The sequence below is a fragment of the Gramella sp. MAR_2010_147 genome (assembly GCF_900105135.1).
Classification (GTDB): domain Bacteria; phylum Bacteroidota; class Bacteroidia; order Flavobacteriales; family Flavobacteriaceae; genus Christiangramia.
The window spans coordinates 1,293,967-1,312,202 of record NZ_LT629741.1; the positions used below are offsets into that span (position 1 = coordinate 1,293,967).

21 protein-coding genes and 1 pseudogene are annotated in these 18,236 nt (G+C 36.7%); 9 read left to right on the forward strand and 13 right to left on the reverse strand.

Translation table 11 applies throughout. From position 1 onward, the window contains the following. Positions 1-9: 9 nt before the first annotated feature. The 5 genes from BLT95_RS05845 to BLT95_RS05865 all read right to left on the reverse strand — a co-directional run bounded on the left by BLT95_RS05845 (position 10) and on the right by BLT95_RS05865 (position 3,506). Entirely contained in the window at positions 10-339 is a 330-nt protein-coding gene (locus BLT95_RS05845; RefSeq protein ID WP_089666858.1) for a DNA-directed RNA polymerase subunit omega, read from the reverse strand. A gap of 11 nt (positions 340-350) precedes the next feature. Further along, positions 351-1,160: an outer membrane protein assembly factor BamD gene (bamD, locus tag BLT95_RS05850; RefSeq protein ID WP_231896417.1), complete on the reverse strand. Its 810-nt coding sequence runs from the start codon at positions 1,158-1,160 to the stop codon at positions 351-353. Positions 1,161-1,287: 127 nt separating this feature from the next. Continuing rightward, on the reverse strand, positions 1,288-2,163 hold the full coding sequence (gene dapA, locus BLT95_RS05855; RefSeq protein ID WP_089665191.1) for a 4-hydroxy-tetrahydrodipicolinate synthase: 876 nt from the start codon (positions 2,161-2,163) through the stop codon (positions 1,288-1,290). Then, positions 2,163-2,660, reverse strand: a complete 498-nt coding sequence (locus BLT95_RS05860; protein ID WP_157718023.1) for a hypothetical protein — start codon at positions 2,658-2,660, stop codon at positions 2,163-2,165. Before BLT95_RS05860 ends, dapA begins: the two co-directional genes overlap by 1 nt. A 147-nt stretch (positions 2,661-2,807) precedes the next feature. Further along, on the reverse strand, positions 2,808-3,506 hold the full coding sequence (locus BLT95_RS05865) for a hypothetical protein (RefSeq protein ID WP_089665193.1): 699 nt from the start codon (positions 3,504-3,506) through the stop codon (positions 2,808-2,810). 228 nt (positions 3,507-3,734) lie between these two features. Here BLT95_RS05865 and BLT95_RS05870 point away from each other — a divergent pair, with 228 nt between their 5' ends. Continuing rightward, entirely contained in the window at positions 3,735-4,490 is a 756-nt protein-coding gene (locus tag BLT95_RS05870; RefSeq protein ID WP_089665194.1) for a 5'-nucleotidase, read from the forward strand. Positions 4,491-4,493: 3 nt separating this feature from the next. Next, positions 4,494-5,407 (forward strand): annotated as a pseudogene (locus BLT95_RS05875) (metallophosphatase). 247 nt (positions 5,408-5,654) lie between these two features. Here the strand turns inward: BLT95_RS05875 and BLT95_RS05880 are convergent. The 6 genes from BLT95_RS05880 to BLT95_RS05905 are packed head-to-tail and all read right to left on the reverse strand — an operon-like array spanning position 5,655 to position 11,003. Then, entirely contained in the window at positions 5,655-6,344 is a 690-nt protein-coding gene (locus BLT95_RS05880) for a M15 family metallopeptidase (RefSeq protein WP_089665195.1), read from the reverse strand. Positions 6,345-6,352: 8 nt separating this feature from the next. Continuing rightward, a complete protein-coding gene (gene ligA, locus BLT95_RS05885; RefSeq protein ID WP_089665196.1) occupies positions 6,353-8,347 on the reverse strand; it encodes an NAD-dependent DNA ligase LigA in 1,995 nt (664 codons plus the stop codon). Between the two features lie 14 nt (positions 8,348-8,361). After that, a complete protein-coding gene (locus tag BLT95_RS05890; protein ID WP_089665197.1) occupies positions 8,362-9,033 on the reverse strand; it encodes a glyoxalase in 672 nt (223 codons plus the stop codon). Positions 9,034-9,035: 2 nt separating this feature from the next. Then, positions 9,036-9,638 (reverse strand): TIGR00730 family Rossman fold protein, encoded by a 603-nt coding sequence (locus BLT95_RS05895; protein ID WP_172822571.1) that lies wholly within the window; start codon positions 9,636-9,638, stop codon positions 9,036-9,038. Positions 9,639-9,641: 3 nt separating this feature from the next. Further along, complete coding sequence (gene prmC / locus BLT95_RS05900) at positions 9,642-10,490, reverse strand: peptide chain release factor N(5)-glutamine methyltransferase (protein ID WP_089665199.1); 849 nt, start codon at positions 10,488-10,490, stop codon at positions 9,642-9,644. A gap of 27 nt (positions 10,491-10,517) precedes the next feature. Beyond that, positions 10,518-11,003 (reverse strand): GNAT family N-acetyltransferase, encoded by a 486-nt coding sequence (locus BLT95_RS05905; protein ID WP_089665200.1) that lies wholly within the window; start codon positions 11,001-11,003, stop codon positions 10,518-10,520. Positions 11,004-11,031: 28 nt separating this feature from the next. Between BLT95_RS05905 and ribD the strand changes: the two genes are divergently transcribed. The 4 genes from ribD to BLT95_RS05925 are packed head-to-tail and all read left to right on the forward strand — an operon-like array spanning position 11,032 to position 14,150. Further along, entirely contained in the window at positions 11,032-12,075 is a 1,044-nt protein-coding gene (gene ribD / locus BLT95_RS05910; protein WP_089665201.1) for a bifunctional diaminohydroxyphosphoribosylaminopyrimidine deaminase/5-amino-6-(5-phosphoribosylamino)uracil reductase RibD, read from the forward strand. Then, positions 12,068-12,676, forward strand: a complete 609-nt coding sequence (locus BLT95_RS05915) for an HAD family phosphatase (RefSeq protein WP_089665202.1) — start codon at positions 12,068-12,070, stop codon at positions 12,674-12,676. The genes ribD and BLT95_RS05915 overlap by 8 nt, the downstream gene beginning before the upstream one ends. Next, the gene (locus BLT95_RS05920) at positions 12,673-13,545 is read left to right on the forward strand and encodes an EamA family transporter (protein ID WP_089665203.1); all 873 of its coding nucleotides are present in this window, start codon (positions 12,673-12,675) and stop codon (positions 13,543-13,545) included. The genes BLT95_RS05915 and BLT95_RS05920 overlap by 4 nt, the downstream gene beginning before the upstream one ends. Beyond that, the gene (locus tag BLT95_RS05925) at positions 13,542-14,150 is read left to right on the forward strand and encodes a YigZ family protein (protein WP_089665204.1); all 609 of its coding nucleotides are present in this window, start codon (positions 13,542-13,544) and stop codon (positions 14,148-14,150) included. The genes BLT95_RS05920 and BLT95_RS05925 overlap by 4 nt, the downstream gene beginning before the upstream one ends. Here the strand turns inward: BLT95_RS05925 and BLT95_RS05930 are convergent. After that, positions 14,147-14,545 (reverse strand): thioesterase family protein, encoded by a 399-nt coding sequence (locus BLT95_RS05930; RefSeq protein ID WP_089665205.1) that lies wholly within the window; start codon positions 14,543-14,545, stop codon positions 14,147-14,149. The genes BLT95_RS05925 and BLT95_RS05930 overlap by 4 nt on opposite strands. A gap of 204 nt (positions 14,546-14,749) precedes the next feature. On the opposite strand from BLT95_RS05930, the gene dnaA reads away from it, so the two are divergent. From dnaA to BLT95_RS05945, 3 genes are read left to right on the forward strand one after another with little or no spacing between them, the layout of a single operon-like run. Then, on the forward strand, positions 14,750-16,177 hold the full coding sequence (gene dnaA, locus BLT95_RS05935; RefSeq protein WP_089665206.1) for a chromosomal replication initiator protein DnaA: 1,428 nt from the start codon (positions 14,750-14,752) through the stop codon (positions 16,175-16,177). Positions 16,178-16,187: 10 nt separating this feature from the next. Continuing rightward, the gene (locus BLT95_RS05940) at positions 16,188-16,655 is read left to right on the forward strand and encodes a low molecular weight protein-tyrosine-phosphatase (RefSeq protein WP_089665207.1); all 468 of its coding nucleotides are present in this window, start codon (positions 16,188-16,190) and stop codon (positions 16,653-16,655) included. Beyond that, positions 16,652-17,380 (forward strand): SAM-dependent methyltransferase, encoded by a 729-nt coding sequence (locus tag BLT95_RS05945; RefSeq protein ID WP_089665208.1) that lies wholly within the window; start codon positions 16,652-16,654, stop codon positions 17,378-17,380. Before BLT95_RS05940 ends, BLT95_RS05945 begins: the two co-directional genes overlap by 4 nt. Here the strand turns inward: BLT95_RS05945 and BLT95_RS05950 are convergent. Then, a complete protein-coding gene (locus tag BLT95_RS05950; RefSeq protein WP_089665209.1) occupies positions 17,377-18,045 on the reverse strand; it encodes a peptidoglycan-binding protein LysM in 669 nt (222 codons plus the stop codon). The genes BLT95_RS05945 and BLT95_RS05950 overlap by 4 nt on opposite strands. Positions 18,046-18,236: the final 191 nt, after the last annotated feature.

Here is an 18,236-nt window from a genome sequence, read left to right on the forward strand (position 1 = left end):
ATCCAGGTTCTATTCTTCGATCTCTTCTTTGGTGTTACGGTAGTAGATCTTATCTTCTAACCATTCCTGAGTCGCAAGCGATTGTGGCTTTGGTAATCTTTCATAGAATTTAGAAACTTCAATTTGCTCCTTGTTCTCAAAAATCTCATCTAAAGAATCATTGTAAGTAGCGAATTCATCAAGCTTCTCCAGCAATTCCTTTTTAATTTCACCATTGATCTGCCCTGCTCGTTTTGCAACTATTGAGATCGCTTCATAAATATTTCCGGTTGGCTCATCTACTTTATTTCTATTAATAGTAGTAGTGTTAACCGGTGCATCAATTTTCTTAAAATCCATCATTCCTAAAATTAAAAATTTTGTAAGCTTTTGTCTATCTCTAATAGAGAATCTTCCAATTGAGGAGTATATTCTCCTTCAGGGTAATATTTTTTGTAAGAATTGTAAAACTCTTTAGCTTCTATTAATCTATCTTCCATTAAAACCTCGAAACTGTTAATGGCAAGTCTATAAGCTGAATCAAACCTGTAATAAAATGCGGCTTCCCTAAAAGGAGAGCCAGGGTAATTTGCAATAAAATTATTAAAGGAAGCTATCGCCGCTTTATAATATTCTGTATGGTGATATTGCTTGGCGATCTCGTAGGCCTTTTTTTCAAGCTTTACCAGTAACTCTGTAGCCATTTTATTGGCTTCTTCATTGAATTCTCCTTCAGGATATGCATTTAAATAAACCTGAAGCTCTTCAATTGCCTTATGCGTATCTGTTTGATCAAGACTATATCTTGGTGAACGATAAAAATAGCATGATGCTGCTTTAAAAGATGCCTCTTCAGCTTTCTGACTGTTTGGATACAATTGAAGAAATCTTTCAAATTGGAACGGTGCATTAAAATAATCCCCAAGTTGGTAATACGTATCTGCCAGTAAGAACACCAGTCTTTCTCCCTGAGGTTTACCACGAAATTCAGGCTCTATCTGCTCCAGTAATTTCAAAGCCTTTCTAAGCTTCTTATTACTATCTTCTTCCTTGCCTTCATTATACAGTTGCTCTGCTGTCGAATATTTTGGCGCAGTTTCCTCGCTTCTAAGTAGCTTTTGGTACTCACTACAAGATACTGTAGCAAACAGCAGCCCCAAAACAAGAATTCCTTTTTTCATGATACGTAAAAACATCTGGCAAAAATACATTTTTTGTTAGTATAAAAAAAACTTTCCTGAACTACTCAAATAACCCCATAATCAGGAGTTTATTGTAGTTAGACTTATCTTTTGAGATTTTTTTACTCTAGAAATTATCTATAAAATCGTTGATCTTATTTTGCAAAGCTTCAGTCGCTTCAACAAGAGGAAGTCTTAAAGTATTGCTGATCATTCCTTTTTTTGAAAGCAAAGCCTTAATTCCTGCCGGATTTCCTTCAGCAAAAATCAGGTCTATAGAAGGTGCTATTTTATAATGTAAATTATAAGCTTCTGATACTTCTCCTTTAAGTCCCGCTCTTACCATATTTGAAAATTCTTTTGGCAATCCCTGACCAATTACCGAGATCACTCCTTTCCCTCCGGCAAGCGTCATTGGCAGAGTGATCATATCGTCCCCGGAAATCACTTTAAAATCTTCAGGAACTAAACTTATTAATTTCATCGCCTGAACTATATCTCCAGCAGCTTCTTTTACGCCAATAACATTTTCAAGGTCTCTGGCAATTCTATTAATCGTTTCAGGCAATACATTTGAAGCGGTCCTACCAGGAACATTATAAAGAATAATTGGTAACGGTGAAGCTTCAGACACTGCTTTAAAATGACGATAAATTCCTTCTTGTGTTGGTTTATTATAATATGGAGAAACTGACAGAATTGCGTCAAAACCGTCAAGATCAGTAGTTTTTAACTCGTCCACTACGCCAGCCGTATTATTCCCTCCTATGCCAAGAACTAAAGGTAATTTGCCGGCATTTGCTGTTTTAACCACCTTCTTTATTAATTCCTTTTCATCTTTTGAGAGTGTCGCACTTTCTGCAGTGGTTCCCAAAACTACAAGATATTCTATACCGTTCACAATCTGATCTTTTACCAGGTTGCTCAAAGCTTCTGTATCTACAGTTAAATCCTCTTTAAATGGAGTAATTAGTGCTACTCCCGTTCCAACAAAGGCTTCCATCAATTATTTCTTTTAAAAATTTCTATATATTTTAAAACTTCCTGTTGAAAAACACCAATTTCAGATGTTTGGACCTCAACATTATATATTCCGTATTCATCTGGAGCATTCCCAATTTTGACAGATGCCGAAGTTACCGCAGCCAACAGGGATCCAACGTTACATTTCTTTGAGAAATGACAGATAAGAAAATCAAAGTTTTTCTGAGAAAATGCCTGAATAGTCTCAGATTTAAAATTCCCAGAAACAGAGACATCCTTTTTATTCAGGATATCAACATCCATATCTTTCAAATTTTCAACAGAAGCTTCACAAACCACTATTCTTAGGGATTCCTTTTTAATTCCCATGAGCTTATAAAGTTCTTGTAGATTGCGTTTACCTTTAAGGTCTTCGGCATTCGCGGCATCGATAATCAAACCAACTTTTCCCGAATTTCCATTTAAAAAAGAATAGCCATTATTCAAGGCACTTCTAATCTTCTTAGAATAAATCATATTTTTAATCGGGCCGGAAATCATCGTCTTAATTAAGTAGCGCAAATGTAAATAATTTCCTCAAGGAATAAAGAAGTTTCCCGCTGTCTAAACCCGTCTGTATATTAGAATTTAACAGCTTTATCCTTTTTGTTAAATGGATCTATATTAAACAAGATTAATAAGCCTTAACTTTTTCTCTTCAGTCATAAAAAACTGGAAAGCCAGAATGACCCCAGCGATACTCAGAAAGCTTTTCATTAGCACTACACTGGTATCTGGCAGGTAGAATAAAGCCATATCCCTCAAAATATCGCAAACCACAACAGCCATCACAAGTGTTATAAAGAAAACTGATTTGCGGGAATAGGAATTTAAATAGTAAATAAGTGCCACAATCACCAATACCAATAAATTGATATAATAGACAGAGTAAATTCCAAATTCAATTATTCCTGCCATATGAATTTCTAATTCCTGTAAATGCCGAAAAACGAAATAGGCATTCCCACTTATTAAAAGAAAAAAGAAAAATAGCATGAACTTATTTGCAGTTTCTCTTCTGGTATATTTCAATGCTTCCCTTATTAAGAAAGAATAAGAGATCATTGTAAAGAGAATTGAAATCAGGTAAGAATCACCTCCAGTTTCAAAAAACCTTGTTACAATAGCCAGAAAGCTTAAACCAAAATAAGCAATAAAATTAAGGTTCTTAAAATCTATTTTTCCAGAGTAACCGACCAATAAGGGAATAAAAATCAGGATTTCACATAAGTAAGCCAGCCATAATAAATTCTTAAATACTGCAATTAGGTTTACAAAAATAAACGGCAGGCAAAGCAGAATGTAAAACTGTTTAGGCTTCATAATTTAGAAATGGGTCTGTAAATATATAAAAATTGATATTCATTGTCATATATCTAAAAAAACACTCAATTATCACTAACAAAAACAGGGATTACAGCATTTTTTTATATTATACTCAAAAAACACTGAATATTTCATAGTGCATTGATGCGTTAGAAGATTAATCTGGCACTATACATTTAAAGCCTAAGAAAATTAGTTTTTATATTTGCCCAATATTCTCCTACTATGAAATTTTACCGGCTTTTAATGATTGTTTTTACCACGATCATCTTCTCTTGTAAATCTGAGAAAAATAGCATCTCTAAAATCGATTCTGAACGGATATCGATTGACAATTCACTCAATGACGATTCAGAAATTTCAGATTTTATAAAACCCTATAAACAACACCTCAACGCCACACTGGATTCAGTTTTAGCATACAACCCTGAATTGCTATCTAAAAGTAAAGGTGATCTTAATACAGCGATTGGCAACCTAATGGCAGATACTGTTTACCTGCAGGCAAATCCGGTTTTTAAAAGAAGGACCGGAAAAGAAATTGATATGGTTTTGCTCAATCACGGCGGAATACGTTCTGAAATCCCTTCAGGTAATATTACATCCAGAACTGCCTACGAGATCATGCCTTTCGAAAATGAGATCGTAGTAGCTGAGCTCACCGCAAAGAAAATCAAACAAATGTTGAAATACCTGGAAAAGGCTAAGACCGCACATCCGGTAAGCGGAATTAAAATCCTGGCTAATAGGAATTATAAGATCATAAAGGCAACAATTAACAATAAGGAAATAGAAGACGATAGAACCTATTATGTGGCAACATCAGATTACCTTGTGACTGGCGGCGACAACATGCGATTTTTTAAGAATCCCGCAAGCTTGCATAGTACAGATTACAAGATTAGAAATGCCATGATAGATTATTTTAATAAAATAGATACCATCAAGGCAAAAATAGATGATCGCTATATTAGAAACTAAATGATGAAAAGAAGAAAATTTATTCGAAATACGGCGGCAACCACAGCATTTATAGGTTTTGGAGGTGTTTCGGCCTTATCTTTTAAGCCAGATGAAAAAAACATATCACCATATTACACACTAACGATGTGCATAGTCATATTGAGGCTTTTGGACCTGAAGCTGGTAGAAATGCAAACCTTGGAGGTGTAGCGAGAAGAGCCAGTTTGGTTGAAAAAATTAGAAATGAAAATCCAAACACATTGCTTTTAGATGCCGGCGATATTTTCCAGGGAACACCTTACTTTAATTTCTACGGGGGAGAACTGGAATTTAAATTAATGAGCATGCTAAAATATGATGCAGCAACCATTGGGAATCATGATTTTGATAATGGAATAGACGGACTTTACGCTCAATTACCTCATGCTAAGTTTTCGTTCATAAGTTCCAATTACGACTTTAGTAATACCGTCATGGATGGCCATGTAAAAGATTATAAAACCTTTGTAAAAGATGGTGTGAAAATTGGGGTTTTCGGCCTGGGAATTGAACTAGATGGACTGGTTGGAAAAAAACTATATAAAGAAACCAAATACCTGGATCCTATAGAGATCGCAGCCGATAAGTCAAGAATTCTGAAAGAAGAGGAACATTGTGACCTGGTCATCTGCCTTTCTCATTTAGGTTATGAATACTCCAACAGCAATAAGGTCTCTGACATAAAACTGGCAAAAGAAACAAAAAATATCGATCTGATTATTGGAGGACATACCCATACGTTCCTGGAAAAACCTACCGTTGAAAAAAATAAAGTCGGGAAAAAAGTTCTTGTGAATCAGGTGGGGTGTTATGGACTTTATCTTGGCCGAATTGATTTCTATCTGGACTCTGAAAATAATATAGAAGCTGACGGAGTGAAAATTGCGATAAATTGATACTCTTATAAATGTTTATCGATTTTTCCGAGTCCTTTTCCCTTTTAAGAAAGCAATCTGAGGAACTATTGAAGTCAGTTGTAAAGCTGAAAAATGCAACTCTATAATTTTTCCTAATAGTCATCTCGTCACCCTGAACTTGTTTCAGGGTCTCAATCTAATATTTTGATTAAAAGTTGAGATTCTGAAACAAGTTCAGAATGACGGCATTTATTACTTATACCTATTTATGAAAATTTTCTGGAAATTATTTTACCGGAAAATCAAAATAAGTAGCCGGATATGGCTCCATATCATAGGTATAATGCCACCACTCTTCTGAATAAGACCTGAATCCATATTTACGCATGATCAAACGCAAAATTTCTCGATTCTTCTTCTGTTGTTCTGAAATTTGAGTAGTATTATGATGAGAAATTTCTCCAAAGAAATCATAAGTTCCACCCATATCTACATTCTCACAGTCGCTAACGTTGATCATCGTTAGATCCACCGTACTTCCCCGTGAATGACCAGATTTGGTTGCGATGTAACCCAATTGAAAAAGATCTTTTTTAGCGATTTCAGGATAGAATTCCTGCTTCATTATTGTATCATCACTGTCCCTGGCCCATTCCATAAAATGATTAACAGCCCTCTGCGGTCTGTAAGCATCAAAAACCTTAAGCATAAAATCTTTCTGAATAAGCTCCTTTTGAACTTTCGCCAGAGCATTTGCGGCCGGTTTACTTAAAATAGCCTGTGCATTTTCATACCCGTTAATTGGTTTCCCCACGAAGTTATGCGCTCCGGCATACCTTATGTCATAAACGATATCCGGAATAACCTCATCTATATAAACAAAACCCTCAGGGATTTCCTGCGCTTCCAATGAAGCTGAAAACAACACAATGCCTGAAATTATTTTTAATAAAAAATTCTGAACAAAATCTCCCATTTTTAAAATCAGGCTAACATTTGAAGAAAATCATCTTCACTGATGATATTGGTTCCTAGCTTTTCTGCTTTAGCTAATTTGCTTGGTCCCATATTCGCTCCGGCAACGAGATAATTGGTTTTTGAAGAAATTGAACTCGATACTTTTCCTCCATTATCCTCGATCATTTTTTTCAGATCATTTCGAGAGACTTTTTCAAAAACACCCGAAATCACAAAAGTATTCCCCTCCAGGATACTGGTTTGATTTGCCAGTTTTTCCGCAGAGATCTCTAACTGAATTCCATATTCTTTCAATCTCTCTACATTTTCACGATTAGCCTCTGTGTTAAAGAAATCTACCACACTCCAGGCTATACGTTCCCCTATTTCATCAAGGTTTACCAGTTCCTCCTCTGAAGCGGTCATTAAGGCATCTATGTTCTTGAAATGTTTGGCCAGTTTTTTTGCTACCGTTTCTCCTACATATCGAATGCCCAGTGCAAACAAAACTCTTTCAAAAGGGATTTCCTTAGATTTTTCAATTCCTGAAATAAGATTGTCAGCAGATTTTTCTGCCATTCTTTCCAGAGGGAGAACATTCTCTTTTTTAAGCGTATAAAGATCAGCATAGTTTTCTATTAGATCGGCTTTCACCAGAAGTGCTACGGTTTCCCCACCAAGACCTTCAATATCCATCGCTTTTCGAGAAATGTAATGCTGAATACGACCTATTATTTGTGGCGGACAACCATTTACATTCGGGCAGTAATGCTGTGCTTCTCCTTCATTTCTCACCAATTCAGTTTCACATTCGGGACAATGAGTTGCATATTTAGTTGGCTCAGATTCAGGATCGCGTTTCGTAAAATCTACCCCTACGATCTTCGGAATAATTTCTCCGCCTTTTTCAACAAAAACGGTATCACCTTCCCGCACGTCGAGCTTTTCAATCTGATCTGCATTATGCAGGGATGCTCTTCTTACTATGGTTCCTGCCAATTGAACCGCATCTAGATTGGCCACTGGAGTGATTGCTCCTGTTCGCCCTACCTGATAGGTGATCTTATTCAATTTGGTAGACTCCTGTTCGGCTTTAAATTTATAAGCAATAGCCCAACGTGGCGATTTAGCGGTATGCCCTAATTCTTCCTGCTGATGGAAATCGTTCACTTTCACTACTACCCCATCAGTTTCGTAAGGCAGGTCATGACGATGTTCATCCCAATAATTGACATATTGGAGCACCTCGGTAATAGAATCTTTTAATTCAGATTCTGCCGGCACTTTAAAACCCCACTTTCTGGCTTTTTCGAGCCCTTCAAATTGAGAACCAACTCCGGTGTTATTTCCTGTAATACTATATAAAAGGCATTCCAGCGGACGTTTGGCAACCTCAGCACTATCCTGCAATTTCAGACTTCCCGAAGCCGTATTCCTGGGATTTGCATAAGGTTCTTCCCCCATCTCAACTCTCTCTGCATTCATTTTAGCAAATCCCTCATAGGGAAGGACAATTTCTCCTCGAATGTCAAATTTTTCAGGATAAACTCCTTTAAGCTTTAAAGGAACAGACCTTATAGTTCTCACATTATTGGTCACATTATCGCCCTGGAATCCATCACCACGAGTTACCGCGCGCTCTAGAATTCCATTTTCATAGGTAAGACTAATAGAAGCTCCATCATATTTTAATTCACAAACAAATTGCACTTTCCCTTCTACGATCTTCCTAATTCTTGTCTCCCAATCTTCCAGTTCTTCTTTGGAATACGCGTTAGAAAGGGAATACATTCTGTTTTCATGAACCAAAGTTTCAAAATTCTTTGTAATCATACCCCCTACTCTCTGGGTAGGGGAATTTGCATCCTGAAACTCCGGATGCTTGTCTTCAAGCTCCTGAAGTTCCTTCAATTTCATATCGAAATCATAATCGCTAATCTGGGGGGTATCCAGCACATAATAGTTGTAATTATGCTGCTGAAGTTCTTCGCGAAGTCCCTGAATTTTCTTTTCGACGTCCATGTAAATTGTTGCTATTATATTTCTGAAATCTTCAGCTCGTCATTGCTGAAATCCATTTGATATGTTTTTGACTGATGTTCAAATTCCAGTTGAAAATCTGAAGCATACGCTTTATCCTCTGTGGGAAACCAGTCTTTCTCATTCTTGTTGATGGTAATAATAAGTCCTGAAGGCTCTCCAATAGCACAGAACTTTTCTAGATCACCATCAAATTGATTCAATCCACAATCCAGCTTCATTTTTTCAAATTTCTGCTGAAGATCATTCGTGGCAAGTCCTATTTCAGCAATTCCAACAATATCAGACGAATCAAAAATCGCAGATTTCGGTTTACTAAAATTTCTTCTCGAAATAAATTCCATGATATTTTGATCTTCATCATAAAAATAAACCGACATAGCCTGCCAGTTGCTGAAATCTATAATTTTATCATCATTAAACTGAAGAATCGTACGTTTTCCTTCCAACCATGCTACCGCTTCCTCCTCCTGCCTGTCTGGGATATGAAGGGCAATATGATAGGGCGTAGCTTCTTCTTTATATTCAAATCTCAAAACGGAATAGCCAAGTTGAAGCTCAAAACTATCTTCTGATTGATCTATAACCGCAAACCCCAACCTATCCTGATAAAACTTCAGTTGGGACTCAATATTGTTACTATAAACGACAAGCTTCCTTATCTTCATTACTAAGTTTGATTTTTATTCATCCATTTAGGAACTGGTTGAGGCTCAAAATTCCTCATTTCATCCAGAAGATCCTCAAAGTTATCTGCAACCAGCAAAATTTCAAGATTATCCTTTTTTAAAAACCCATTTGAGGTCATTGTATTCAGCATCTTTATGAGATCATCATAAAAGCCATTGATATTTAGTAAGCCAATAGGTTTACGGTGCAATCCTAATTGCGCCCAGGTAACAATCTCAAAGAGTTCTTCAAAGGTTCCAAAACCTCCTGGCAAGGCTAAAAAAGCATCACTAAGCTCATTAATGGTCATTTTTCTCTCATGCATATTCTGCGTGGTAATAAGTTTATCCAGATCTTCATGTACCACTTCTTTCGTCTTAAGAAAATCGGGGATCACTCCCGTAGTTTTTCCTCCATGGTCCATTACTCCTCTGGCTACCTGTCCCATCAAGCCAAGTTTACTACCTCCATACACCAGTCTAATCTCTTCTTCGGCCATTTTTTTACCCACAGTGTAAGCGGTATCAAAGATCTGTTTGCTATCACCGTCACTACTGGCACAAAAAACCGCCAGATTCTTAATTTTATTTAATTCTTTATTCATCAATTATTTTTTGATTGCCTTCAACATTCGGTAATTGCCAAAAATATCCTTTTTAAGTTCTGCTTCAAAACCAAATTGCTCCACTAACAGCTTTGTCTCTTCAGATAAATACTGATTGATCTCAAAATACAGATTTCCGCCCGCATTCAAACAATTACCGGCTATCTCTGTGATCTTTTTATAAAAAATCAAAGCATCATCATCTTTCACATAAAGAGCCAGTTCAGGTTCGTGAACCAGGACATTCTGATGCATTTCCTTTTTCTCCAATTCCCTTACATAAGGGGGATTGGAAACGATAACATCAAAATTATCATCTAATGAATCTGTTTCCAGAATATTCAGTTTCTGGAAGATCACCTCAGCAGCATTTAATTTAGCATTTCTTTTAGCAATGAGCAGAGCTTCTGATGAAACGTCATAGGAGAAAACCGACGTATTCTTCAATTCTTTTTTTAAACTGATTGGGATACACCCACTTCCGGTTCCAATATCCAGGATCTTGAGTTGCTTTTCTGAATTCTTACTGTCTGAAATGATCCAGGAAACCAGCTCTTCGGTTTCCGGCCTTGGAATCAATACATTTTTATTCACCAGAAACTCTCGCCCAAAAAACTCAGTTTTACCAATGATATATTGAATAGGCTCGTGATCTTTCAGTCTATGCAAAGCTTCATTAAATCTTGTTTCATCAACTTTTGAAATTTCAATATTTGGTTTTAAAGCAATATCAATTCTTTGCATTCCAAGATATTCCTCAGTAAGTATGTGGAAAAAAGACATTATTTCTGTAGAAGGAAATTTGTCTTTTAAGCTATTTTCAAAATGAAATTTTAAATGGGAAAGCCGCATAGAAAATTATTATTTGAGAAGATTATCTTAAAGGTCCTTAATCATGAAAACCGTACAGTTATAATGTCCAGTATCGCCAAGTGGCTTCTCAATTACTTCAAACCCGTTCTTGTGATAAAGCTTTCTGGCATTTTCCATATAAGGCAGGGTTTCAATATAGCATTTTTTAAATCCCTGATCTCTTGCAAAATCCAGGCATTGATTGATCATTTTCATCCCAATTCCTCTTCCCCTGGCTTCAGGAAGAAAATACATTTTTTGTAGTTCGCAAACGGTCTCTTCCAATCCTGTAAGTGGTGCAATACCTGCCCCACCAATAATTTTTGAATTTTCTTCTACCACAAAATACGCCATTTTTTCAGATGCATAGGTTGCGGTCATATCATCCAGCGATTTATCTTCATACGCGGTACCTACTTTAGGAACGCCCATTTCTACAAGAACGTTTCTTACTAATTCTTTAACCTGCTGATTATCTTCGGGTTCGATTTCCCGAATTTTCCATGTGTTCATTCTGCCTAATTAATTCTATTTTTGTGCTGTGAATATACACGAAAAATACATAAAACGCTGTATAGAACTGGCTCTAAACGGTCTTGGAACCACCTATCCAAACCCGATGGTTGGAAGTGTAATTGTGCATAATGAAAAGATCATCGGTGAAGGCTGGCACAAGAAAGCTGGAGAGGCCCATGCTGAAGTAAATGCGATCAATTCGGTTAAAGACGAATCGCTTTTAAAACACGCCACTATTTATGTGAGCCTTGAGCCCTGCAGCCATTTTGGAAAAACGCCTCCTTGCAGCGATCTCATCATTGACAAAGGAATCAAAAAAGTAGTGATTGGTACTATGGATCCTTTTGCTAAGGTTGCAGGTCGCGGAATTAAAAAGCTGATGGATGCTGGATGTGAGGTTAAATTAGGTGTGCTCGAAGATCAATGTAAGGATCTGAATAAACGCTTTTTTACTTTTCATAAAGAACGACGGCCCTATATTATCCTGAAATGGGCTCAAACCACAGATGGATATATCGCGCCTGAAAAAAGGGACGAGAAAAGACCGGTTTGGATCACTAATAAATATTCAGGTCAGCTAGTACATAAATGGCGTAGTGAAGAGGCAGCTATTCTGGTAGGGACTAATACCGCACTACAGGATAATCCTTCTTTAAATGTTAGAAAATGGACAGGAAACAATCCCACTAGAATTGTTATTGACAAAGACCTGAAAATACCGAAAGAATATTCAGTACTCGACGAAAGACTGAAAACGATCATTCTTTGTAGTAAGACTCCAATGGCTTCTGGAAACGAAAACTTGATCTTTGAAGAACTTGATTTTTCTAAAAATATCGCAAGTAGAATCTGCGATATTTTATATCAGCATGAATTGCAATCGGTTATTATTGAAGGTGGAAGCAATACGCTTCAGCAATTTATAAACGCTGGACTTTGGGATGAAGCAAGAGTTTTTACAGGGAAATCTCAATTTAAAAAAGGCATAAAATCTCCGGAATTTTCAGGAAAAATAATTTCTGATAAAGACATTTCCGGGGATAATTTAAAAATTTACAGGAATGATTAAAGCGATCATATTTGATTTTGGAGACGTTTTTATAAATCTTGACAAAGAAGGTACTAACAGGCGATTGAAGGAGATGAATATCGAAGAGCTTCCCGGGGCCCTCACGGCCAGAAACCGTGATTATGAACAGGGGTTTGTGACTTCCGATGAAATTTCAGAACATTACAGAACTCATTTTCCTCAATTAAGTCACCACCAGTTTGTAGAATCCTGGAATTCCATGTTGCTTGATTTTCCTGAATACCGATATAGATTTATTAAAAAACTGGCGGAAGAAAGAAATTACAAGCTTATTCTTTTGAGTAATACCAACGAAAATCATATTGAATATATAAAGCAAAATGTAGCATTCTTTGAAGATTTTAAAAATTGTTTCGACGCTTTCTACCTATCTCAAGAAATAGGGATGAGAAAACCCAATCCCAATATCTTTGAATTTGTGCTCAAGGAAAATAATCTGAAAGCTAAAAACTGTCTTTTTATAGACGATACTTCTGAAAATACAGAAACTGCCAAAAAGCTAGGTTTTCACATCTGGAACATAGAACCTACCCGTGAAGACATTATAGATCTTTTCACCACTAAAAGCGACCTGTTTTGATATACCTGCTTTTAAGCGTTCTATCCTCTACCATCATATTTGTGGTGTTCAGGCTATATAAAAAATTCGGGATCAACACCCTGCAGGCAATAGTCGTTAACTATTTTATAGCCTGTACCGTAGGATTTTTCGGATACATTGAAGGTTCAGATTTCACCCAGGTCCCGTCTGAAAACTGGTTTCCCGGCGCTTTGATGCTAGGAGTCCTATTTATTGTGGTTTTTAACCTGGCAGCTATCACCACACAAAAAAGCGGACTTTCTGTAGTTGCTGTGGCTACAAAAATGTCGGTAGCCATCCCTGTACTCTGCGGAATTTTCCTGTACAATGAAAGTACGGGGATTTTAAAGATTATTGGAATTCTTCTCGCTCTGGTTGCCGTTTACCTCACATCCATTAAAACGAAAGAAGGCATCAGTATAAAAAAAGAGAATCTCATTTTCCCATTATTGGTATTCCTTGGCAGCGGGATAATTGATACCAGTTTAAAGTATCTGGAAACAAGCTATGTTTCTGAAACTAAAGTAGGGCTTTTCTCCTCTACCATCTTCGCCACAGCAGGATGTCTTGGAGTCATTATATTAGTTATTCAAGCCTTCATGGGTAAACTGAATATTACCTATAAAAATATTCTGGGAGGGATCGCACTTGGAATTCCAAATTACTATTCTATTTATTTTCTTGTCATGGCTTTAAGAAGTGAGGGTTTTGAGAGCTCTACGATCTTTACGATGAATCATGTGGCCATTGTAACAGTTTCAACACTGGCTGGAATTCTTTTATTTAAGGAAAAACTGATCAGAAAAAACTGGATAGGACTTATTCTGGCAGTTATTAGTATAATTCTTGTAGCAAATTCTGCCATATGAAAGATACCTACCAAAGCATTACAAAAGCATCTCCTGAAGTTCTTTTTAAAGACAGGAATTCAAAATTTTTTGGATATGCATTTCCTATTAAGACCGAAGAAGAGGCAAATCAACATTTGGAGGAGTTGAGATCCAAACACCATAAAGCCAGGCATTGGTGCTACGCATGGCAAATAGGAAAAGAAGATTTTCAATATCGTGCGAATGATGACGGAGAACCCTCCAACTCTGCCGGAATGCCTATCTATGGCCAAATACAGTCTTTTGATGTGACCAACATTCTAATAGTGGTGGTTAGATATTTTGGTGGTGTTAAACTTGGAGTGGGCGGACTTATAAATGCCTACAAAACCGCCGCACAGATGGCGCTGGAAGAATCAGACATTTTAAAGAGAACCATTGACGAAATTTTCGTGATAAAATTTGATTATCCTGAAATGAACAAGGTGATGCAGGTGATTAAAAAAAATAACCTGAATGTCATTGATCAAAAACTGGAAATAGATTGTAAGATCTTTATTGCCGTAAGAAAAAAAGATGCTGAAGACATCTATTCTAAATTTGACAATACTTATAAAGTTGAGATATCCAAACTCGACGATTAACCTTCTAGTTTTTCATGAATATATTTAGGGCAGCGAATAGGTTTTCTGGTTTTTGAATCCATAAAAACCAGTGTTGAAGTTGCAGAAGTTACTTTTTCTCCTGTTTCATTGAATATTATATAATCAAAAATAATTTTAACATTTGGAAGTTCGCGCAATCGAGTTTCGATCCTGATGTTTTCATCAAAAGTGATTGGTTTGTGATATTTTAAATTTAATTCGAATACCGGCAACATTATTCCTTCCTCTTCCATATTTTTGTACGAGACCCCTAAGGAGTCCAGCCAGTCAATTCGGGCTATTTCAAGATATTGCGGGTAATTTCCGTGATATACAACACCCATCTGGTCGGTTTCGGCATATCGGACTTTAACAAAAGTTTCGTGTGATTTCATGATAAAAAAATAGCCTTTTAGAGAAAGGTTTTTTATATTCAGGCTCGGAAGTAAGTATGCATAAATTTTTCTTAAAATTCAACACCTAAATGGTTTTTTTTTTACATTTTTTGTTCACATATTTGTTCCGCTCAAGTTGGAGAACCAAGTTTGTCCGGCTGCCATTAGAACTTACTACTAACCAAAATTAACGTTTAACCAATAATGTCAAAAACTGCGCAATCGGTTTGGAATAACTGTCTCTCATTTATTCAGGATAACATTACACCTCAAGCATACAAAACATGGTTTGAACCTATCCAAGCAGTGAAACTAACAGATTGTGCCCTGAGTATACAGGTGCCTTCTAAGTTTTTCTATGAATGGCTGGAAGAACATTATGTTAAACTACTAAAAGTTTCACTTACTCGTGAACTTGGTGAAAAAGCTAAGTTGGTTTATGTGATCAAGATGGAAAACACTTACGGTAATAAACTACCGTTTACCGAAAAGATCCCAAGTACACAGAGAGCACAAATGACTTCTCAGGAAGTAGACGTGCCAATTAAAAATAAAAGTCCTGAGCTGAAGAATCCTTTTATAATTCCTGGAATTAGAAATGTAAAAATAGAATCTCAGCTTAATCCAAATTATAATTTTGAGAATTTCCTGGAAGGTGAATCAAATAGATTGGCCAGATCGGCAGGATTAGCAGTAGCTAACAAGCCGGGAGGAACTTCATTTAACCCACTTTTAATATTCGGAGGCGTTGGACTTGGAAAAACGCATCTTGCTCATGCTATTGGCGTTGAGATAAAAGATAAGTATCCGGAAAAGACGGTTCTATATATTTCTGCGGAAAAATTTACACAGCAGTATATTGAGTCAGTAAAAAAGAATAATCGTAACGATTTTATCCATTTCTACCAGATCATTGATGTTTTGGTGGTAGATGACATACAGTTACTATCGGGTAAGGCAGGAACCCAGGATGTATTTTTCCACATTTTCAATCACCTTCATCAAAACGGAAAGCAGGTAATTCTTACCAGTGATAAAGCACCGGTAGATATGCAGGATATTGAACAGCGTTTGCTTTCAAGATTTAAATGGGGACTTTCTGCTGAATTACAACACCCAGATTTCGAAACCCGTGTTTCTATTATAAAAAGTAAACTTTATCGCGATGGCGTTGAAATGCCAGAAGATATCGTTGAATTCCTGGCAAATAACATTAAGACCAATATCAGGGAACTGGAAGGCGCTATTATATCCCTAATCGCCCATTCCTCTTTCAACAAGAAAGATATTACCCTGGAACTTGCGAAAAAGATCGTTGACAACTACGTGAAAAATACCAAGCGTGAAGTTTCAATAGATTATATTCAGAAAGTCGTAAGCGATTATTTCCAGATGGATGTAGACACATTGCAGTCTAAAACACGTAAAAGACATATTGTACAGGCAAGACAACTTGCGATGTTCTTTGCTAAGAAATTTACAAAAGCATCCCTGGCAAGCATTGGTTCCCAAATAGGGAGTCGCGATCACGCCACTGTATTGCATGCCTGTAAAACAGTAGATAATCTGGCTTCTACAGACAAACAGTTCAAAAAATTTGTTGAAGACCTCAACAAGAAACTCACCCTATAAATAATAATTTATGAAAACCAGGGTATTAATGGTGTGCCTCGGCAATATCTGCAGATCACCACTAGCCGAAGGTATTCTTAAATCTAAAGTAGATCCCAGCAAAGTATTTGTAGACTCTGCAGGTACAGGTAGCTGGCATATTGGCTCTGAACCAGACCGGAGATCTATCGCAACCGCTAAAAGATATGATCTGGATATCACAGAGCAGCGCGGAAGACAGTTTTCAAAAAAGGATTTTGAAGATTTTGACTATATCTTTACGATGGATAATTCCAATTTTAAAGATGTAATGGCTATGGCTGAAACTGATGAAGATCGCCAGAAAGTTCATTTGATCCTTGAAGAAATCTTTCCTTCTGAAAATGTTGACGTTCCAGATCCTTATCATGGCGGTGAGCAGGGTTTTGAAAATGTATATCAAATGCTTAACGAAGCCTGTGATTTGATCGCAAAAAAACTGGAGAACGGAACTTTATGAGTTCTAAACATAATACCAACGGTAAACTTTATCTTATTCCTGTAGGCCTGGGAGATTCAAATGCTGAAAAGGTATTCCCCCCAATGAATGCGCATATTATAGATGGGATCGAAGATTTTATTGTGGAAAATGAGAAATCTGCCAGAAGATTTATCAAACAGATACTTCCCGAAAAATCTCAGCAAAGCTTAAAATTAAATGGCCTGAATAAATTCACTGAAGCTTCTGAAATTCCAACTTTTTTAGATGCAGCGAAAGAAGGAAGAAACATCGGTCTTCTTAGTGAAGCAGGCTGTCCCGGGGTTGCAGATCCAGGTGCTGAAATTGTAAAGCTAGCCCATAATTATAATATTCAGGTAGTTCCTCTTATTGGCCCCTCCTCTATCTTACTGGCGATGATGGCAAGTGGCATGAACGGTCAAAGCTTTACTTTTCACGGATATCTTCCAATAGACAAAAAGGAGAGAAAGCACGAGATAAAACAACTGGAAAGAATTTCTACTGAAAAGAATCAGGCGCAAATATTTATTGAAACTCCATACAGAAATATGAAGTTTCTGGAAGACCTTATTCAAAGCCTTCATCCTACTACCAGAATCTGTGTGGCTTGTGATTTGACTTTAGAATCAGAATTCATCAAAACTGCCACAGCTTCAGAATGGAAAAATATAAAAACCGATCTTCATAAAAGACCGGCTATATTCATTATTCAGAAAGATCTTTAAACAGGAAGTCTATCGAAATCTACTCTGGAATTCTTCTCGGTCCTTACAAATGATGTATCATAACCACCAAAACGTTTCATATATGTTTTGATCGTAGTTCCAAATGCATCACTAAAAGCCTGGGCTCCCCAACTACGAAGATACTTTTTAACACTCCCCGGGCCGGCTAAATGGGCAGCTGCCAAAATTCCAGATTCGGTAATTTCTACTCCATTAATGGTTTTTCCCACAAAGCGTTTGATATCTCTTTGCAAAATCCATTTATTTCTCGACGCATTGGCATAGAATGCCGCTTCCTGTAATGCAGGAGAATTTAGGAATCCCACAGTATCGTAAACTCCAACCAACTTCAAAGTGTTTTTCCCAAACTGGTACTTTCCAAGATAACCAAACTCGTTGATCGTCTTGTAATCTCCTCTGGACTCTTTAAAAGCCAATGCTTCTTTAAAACCAACATAAGATTTCCCAAGAAAAGGAGAAGTGTGGGAGATTTGAAATTCTGGAATTAATTCATCCCGTAAGTCTGCAACTGTATAATCCAAATCAAGATTATAAGTAGAATACTCTTCTAAATCCAGATTTGCAGCTTTTTTAGTAGAAAAACTAAAAAAAACTGAGCCCGCTACAAGAGGCAAGATTGAAAATTTTGCAATTTTCTTTCTCATTGCTTTTGTTTTTGAAAGGTTTCTGGCAGACCTATTTCATAAATCGTACCCCTTTCATATTTGCCGGGCAAATGTATAACAATTTTTAATAATCTGAATTACAAGATGTTAAACGTTTTTTAAAGTTTAAACCGTTTTAACGAAACAATAACTAATTGATAATCAATTTATTGAGGTTTACGTTATTAGAT

What these genes read in the sequence shown, in the direction of transcription:
- prmC (WP_089665199.1), bottom strand. Translation starts at nt 10,490, where the DNA reads ATGCGGCTTTCCCATTTAAAATTTCATTTTGAAAATAGCTTAAAAGAC.
- BLT95_RS05940 (WP_089665207.1), top strand. Translation starts at nt 16,188, where the DNA reads ATGAAAACCAGGGTATTAATGGTGTGCCTCGGCAATATCTGCAGATCA.
- BLT95_RS05890 (WP_089665197.1), bottom strand. Translation starts at nt 9,033, where the DNA reads ATGAAGATAAGGAAGCTTGTCGTTTATAGTAACAATATTGAGTCCCAA.
- BLT95_RS05860 (WP_157718023.1), bottom strand. Translation starts at nt 2,660, where the DNA reads ATGATTTATTCTAAGAAGATTAGAAGTGCCTTGAATAATGGCTATTCT.
- ligA (WP_089665196.1), bottom strand. Translation starts at nt 8,347, where the DNA reads ATGGACGTCGAAAAGAAAATTCAGGGACTTCGCGAAGAACTTCAGCAG.
- BLT95_RS05905 (WP_089665200.1), bottom strand. Translation starts at nt 11,003, where the DNA reads ATGAACACATGGAAAATTCGGGAAATCGAACCCGAAGATAATCAGCAG.
- BLT95_RS05930 (WP_089665205.1), bottom strand. Translation starts at nt 14,545, where the DNA reads ATGAAATCACACGAAACTTTTGTTAAAGTCCGATATGCCGAAACCGAC.
- BLT95_RS05945 (WP_089665208.1), top strand. Translation starts at nt 16,652, where the DNA reads ATGAGTTCTAAACATAATACCAACGGTAAACTTTATCTTATTCCTGTA.
- dnaA (WP_089665206.1), top strand. Translation starts at nt 14,750, where the DNA reads ATGTCAAAAACTGCGCAATCGGTTTGGAATAACTGTCTCTCATTTATT.
- bamD (WP_231896417.1), bottom strand. Translation starts at nt 1,160, where the DNA reads ATGAAAAAAGGAATTCTTGTTTTGGGGCTGCTGTTTGCTACAGTATCT.
- BLT95_RS05895 (WP_172822571.1), bottom strand. Translation starts at nt 9,638, where the DNA reads ATGAATAAAGAATTAAATAAAATTAAGAATCTGGCGGTTTTTTGTGCC.
- BLT95_RS05870 (WP_089665194.1), top strand. Translation starts at nt 3,735, where the DNA reads ATGAAATTTTACCGGCTTTTAATGATTGTTTTTACCACGATCATCTTC.
- BLT95_RS05865 (WP_089665193.1), bottom strand. Translation starts at nt 3,506, where the DNA reads ATGAAGCCTAAACAGTTTTACATTCTGCTTTGCCTGCCGTTTATTTTT.
- dapA (WP_089665191.1), bottom strand. Translation starts at nt 2,163, where the DNA reads ATGGAAGCCTTTGTTGGAACGGGAGTAGCACTAATTACTCCATTTAAA.
- BLT95_RS05950 (WP_089665209.1), bottom strand. Translation starts at nt 18,045, where the DNA reads ATGAGAAAGAAAATTGCAAAATTTTCAATCTTGCCTCTTGTAGCGGGC.
- BLT95_RS05925 (WP_089665204.1), top strand. Translation starts at nt 13,542, where the DNA reads ATGAAAGATACCTACCAAAGCATTACAAAAGCATCTCCTGAAGTTCTT.
- BLT95_RS05915 (WP_089665202.1), top strand. Translation starts at nt 12,068, where the DNA reads ATGATTAAAGCGATCATATTTGATTTTGGAGACGTTTTTATAAATCTT.
- BLT95_RS05880 (WP_089665195.1), bottom strand. Translation starts at nt 6,344, where the DNA reads ATGGGAGATTTTGTTCAGAATTTTTTATTAAAAATAATTTCAGGCATT.
- BLT95_RS05845 (WP_089666858.1), bottom strand. Translation starts at nt 339, where the DNA reads ATGGATTTTAAGAAAATTGATGCACCGGTTAACACTACTACTATTAAT.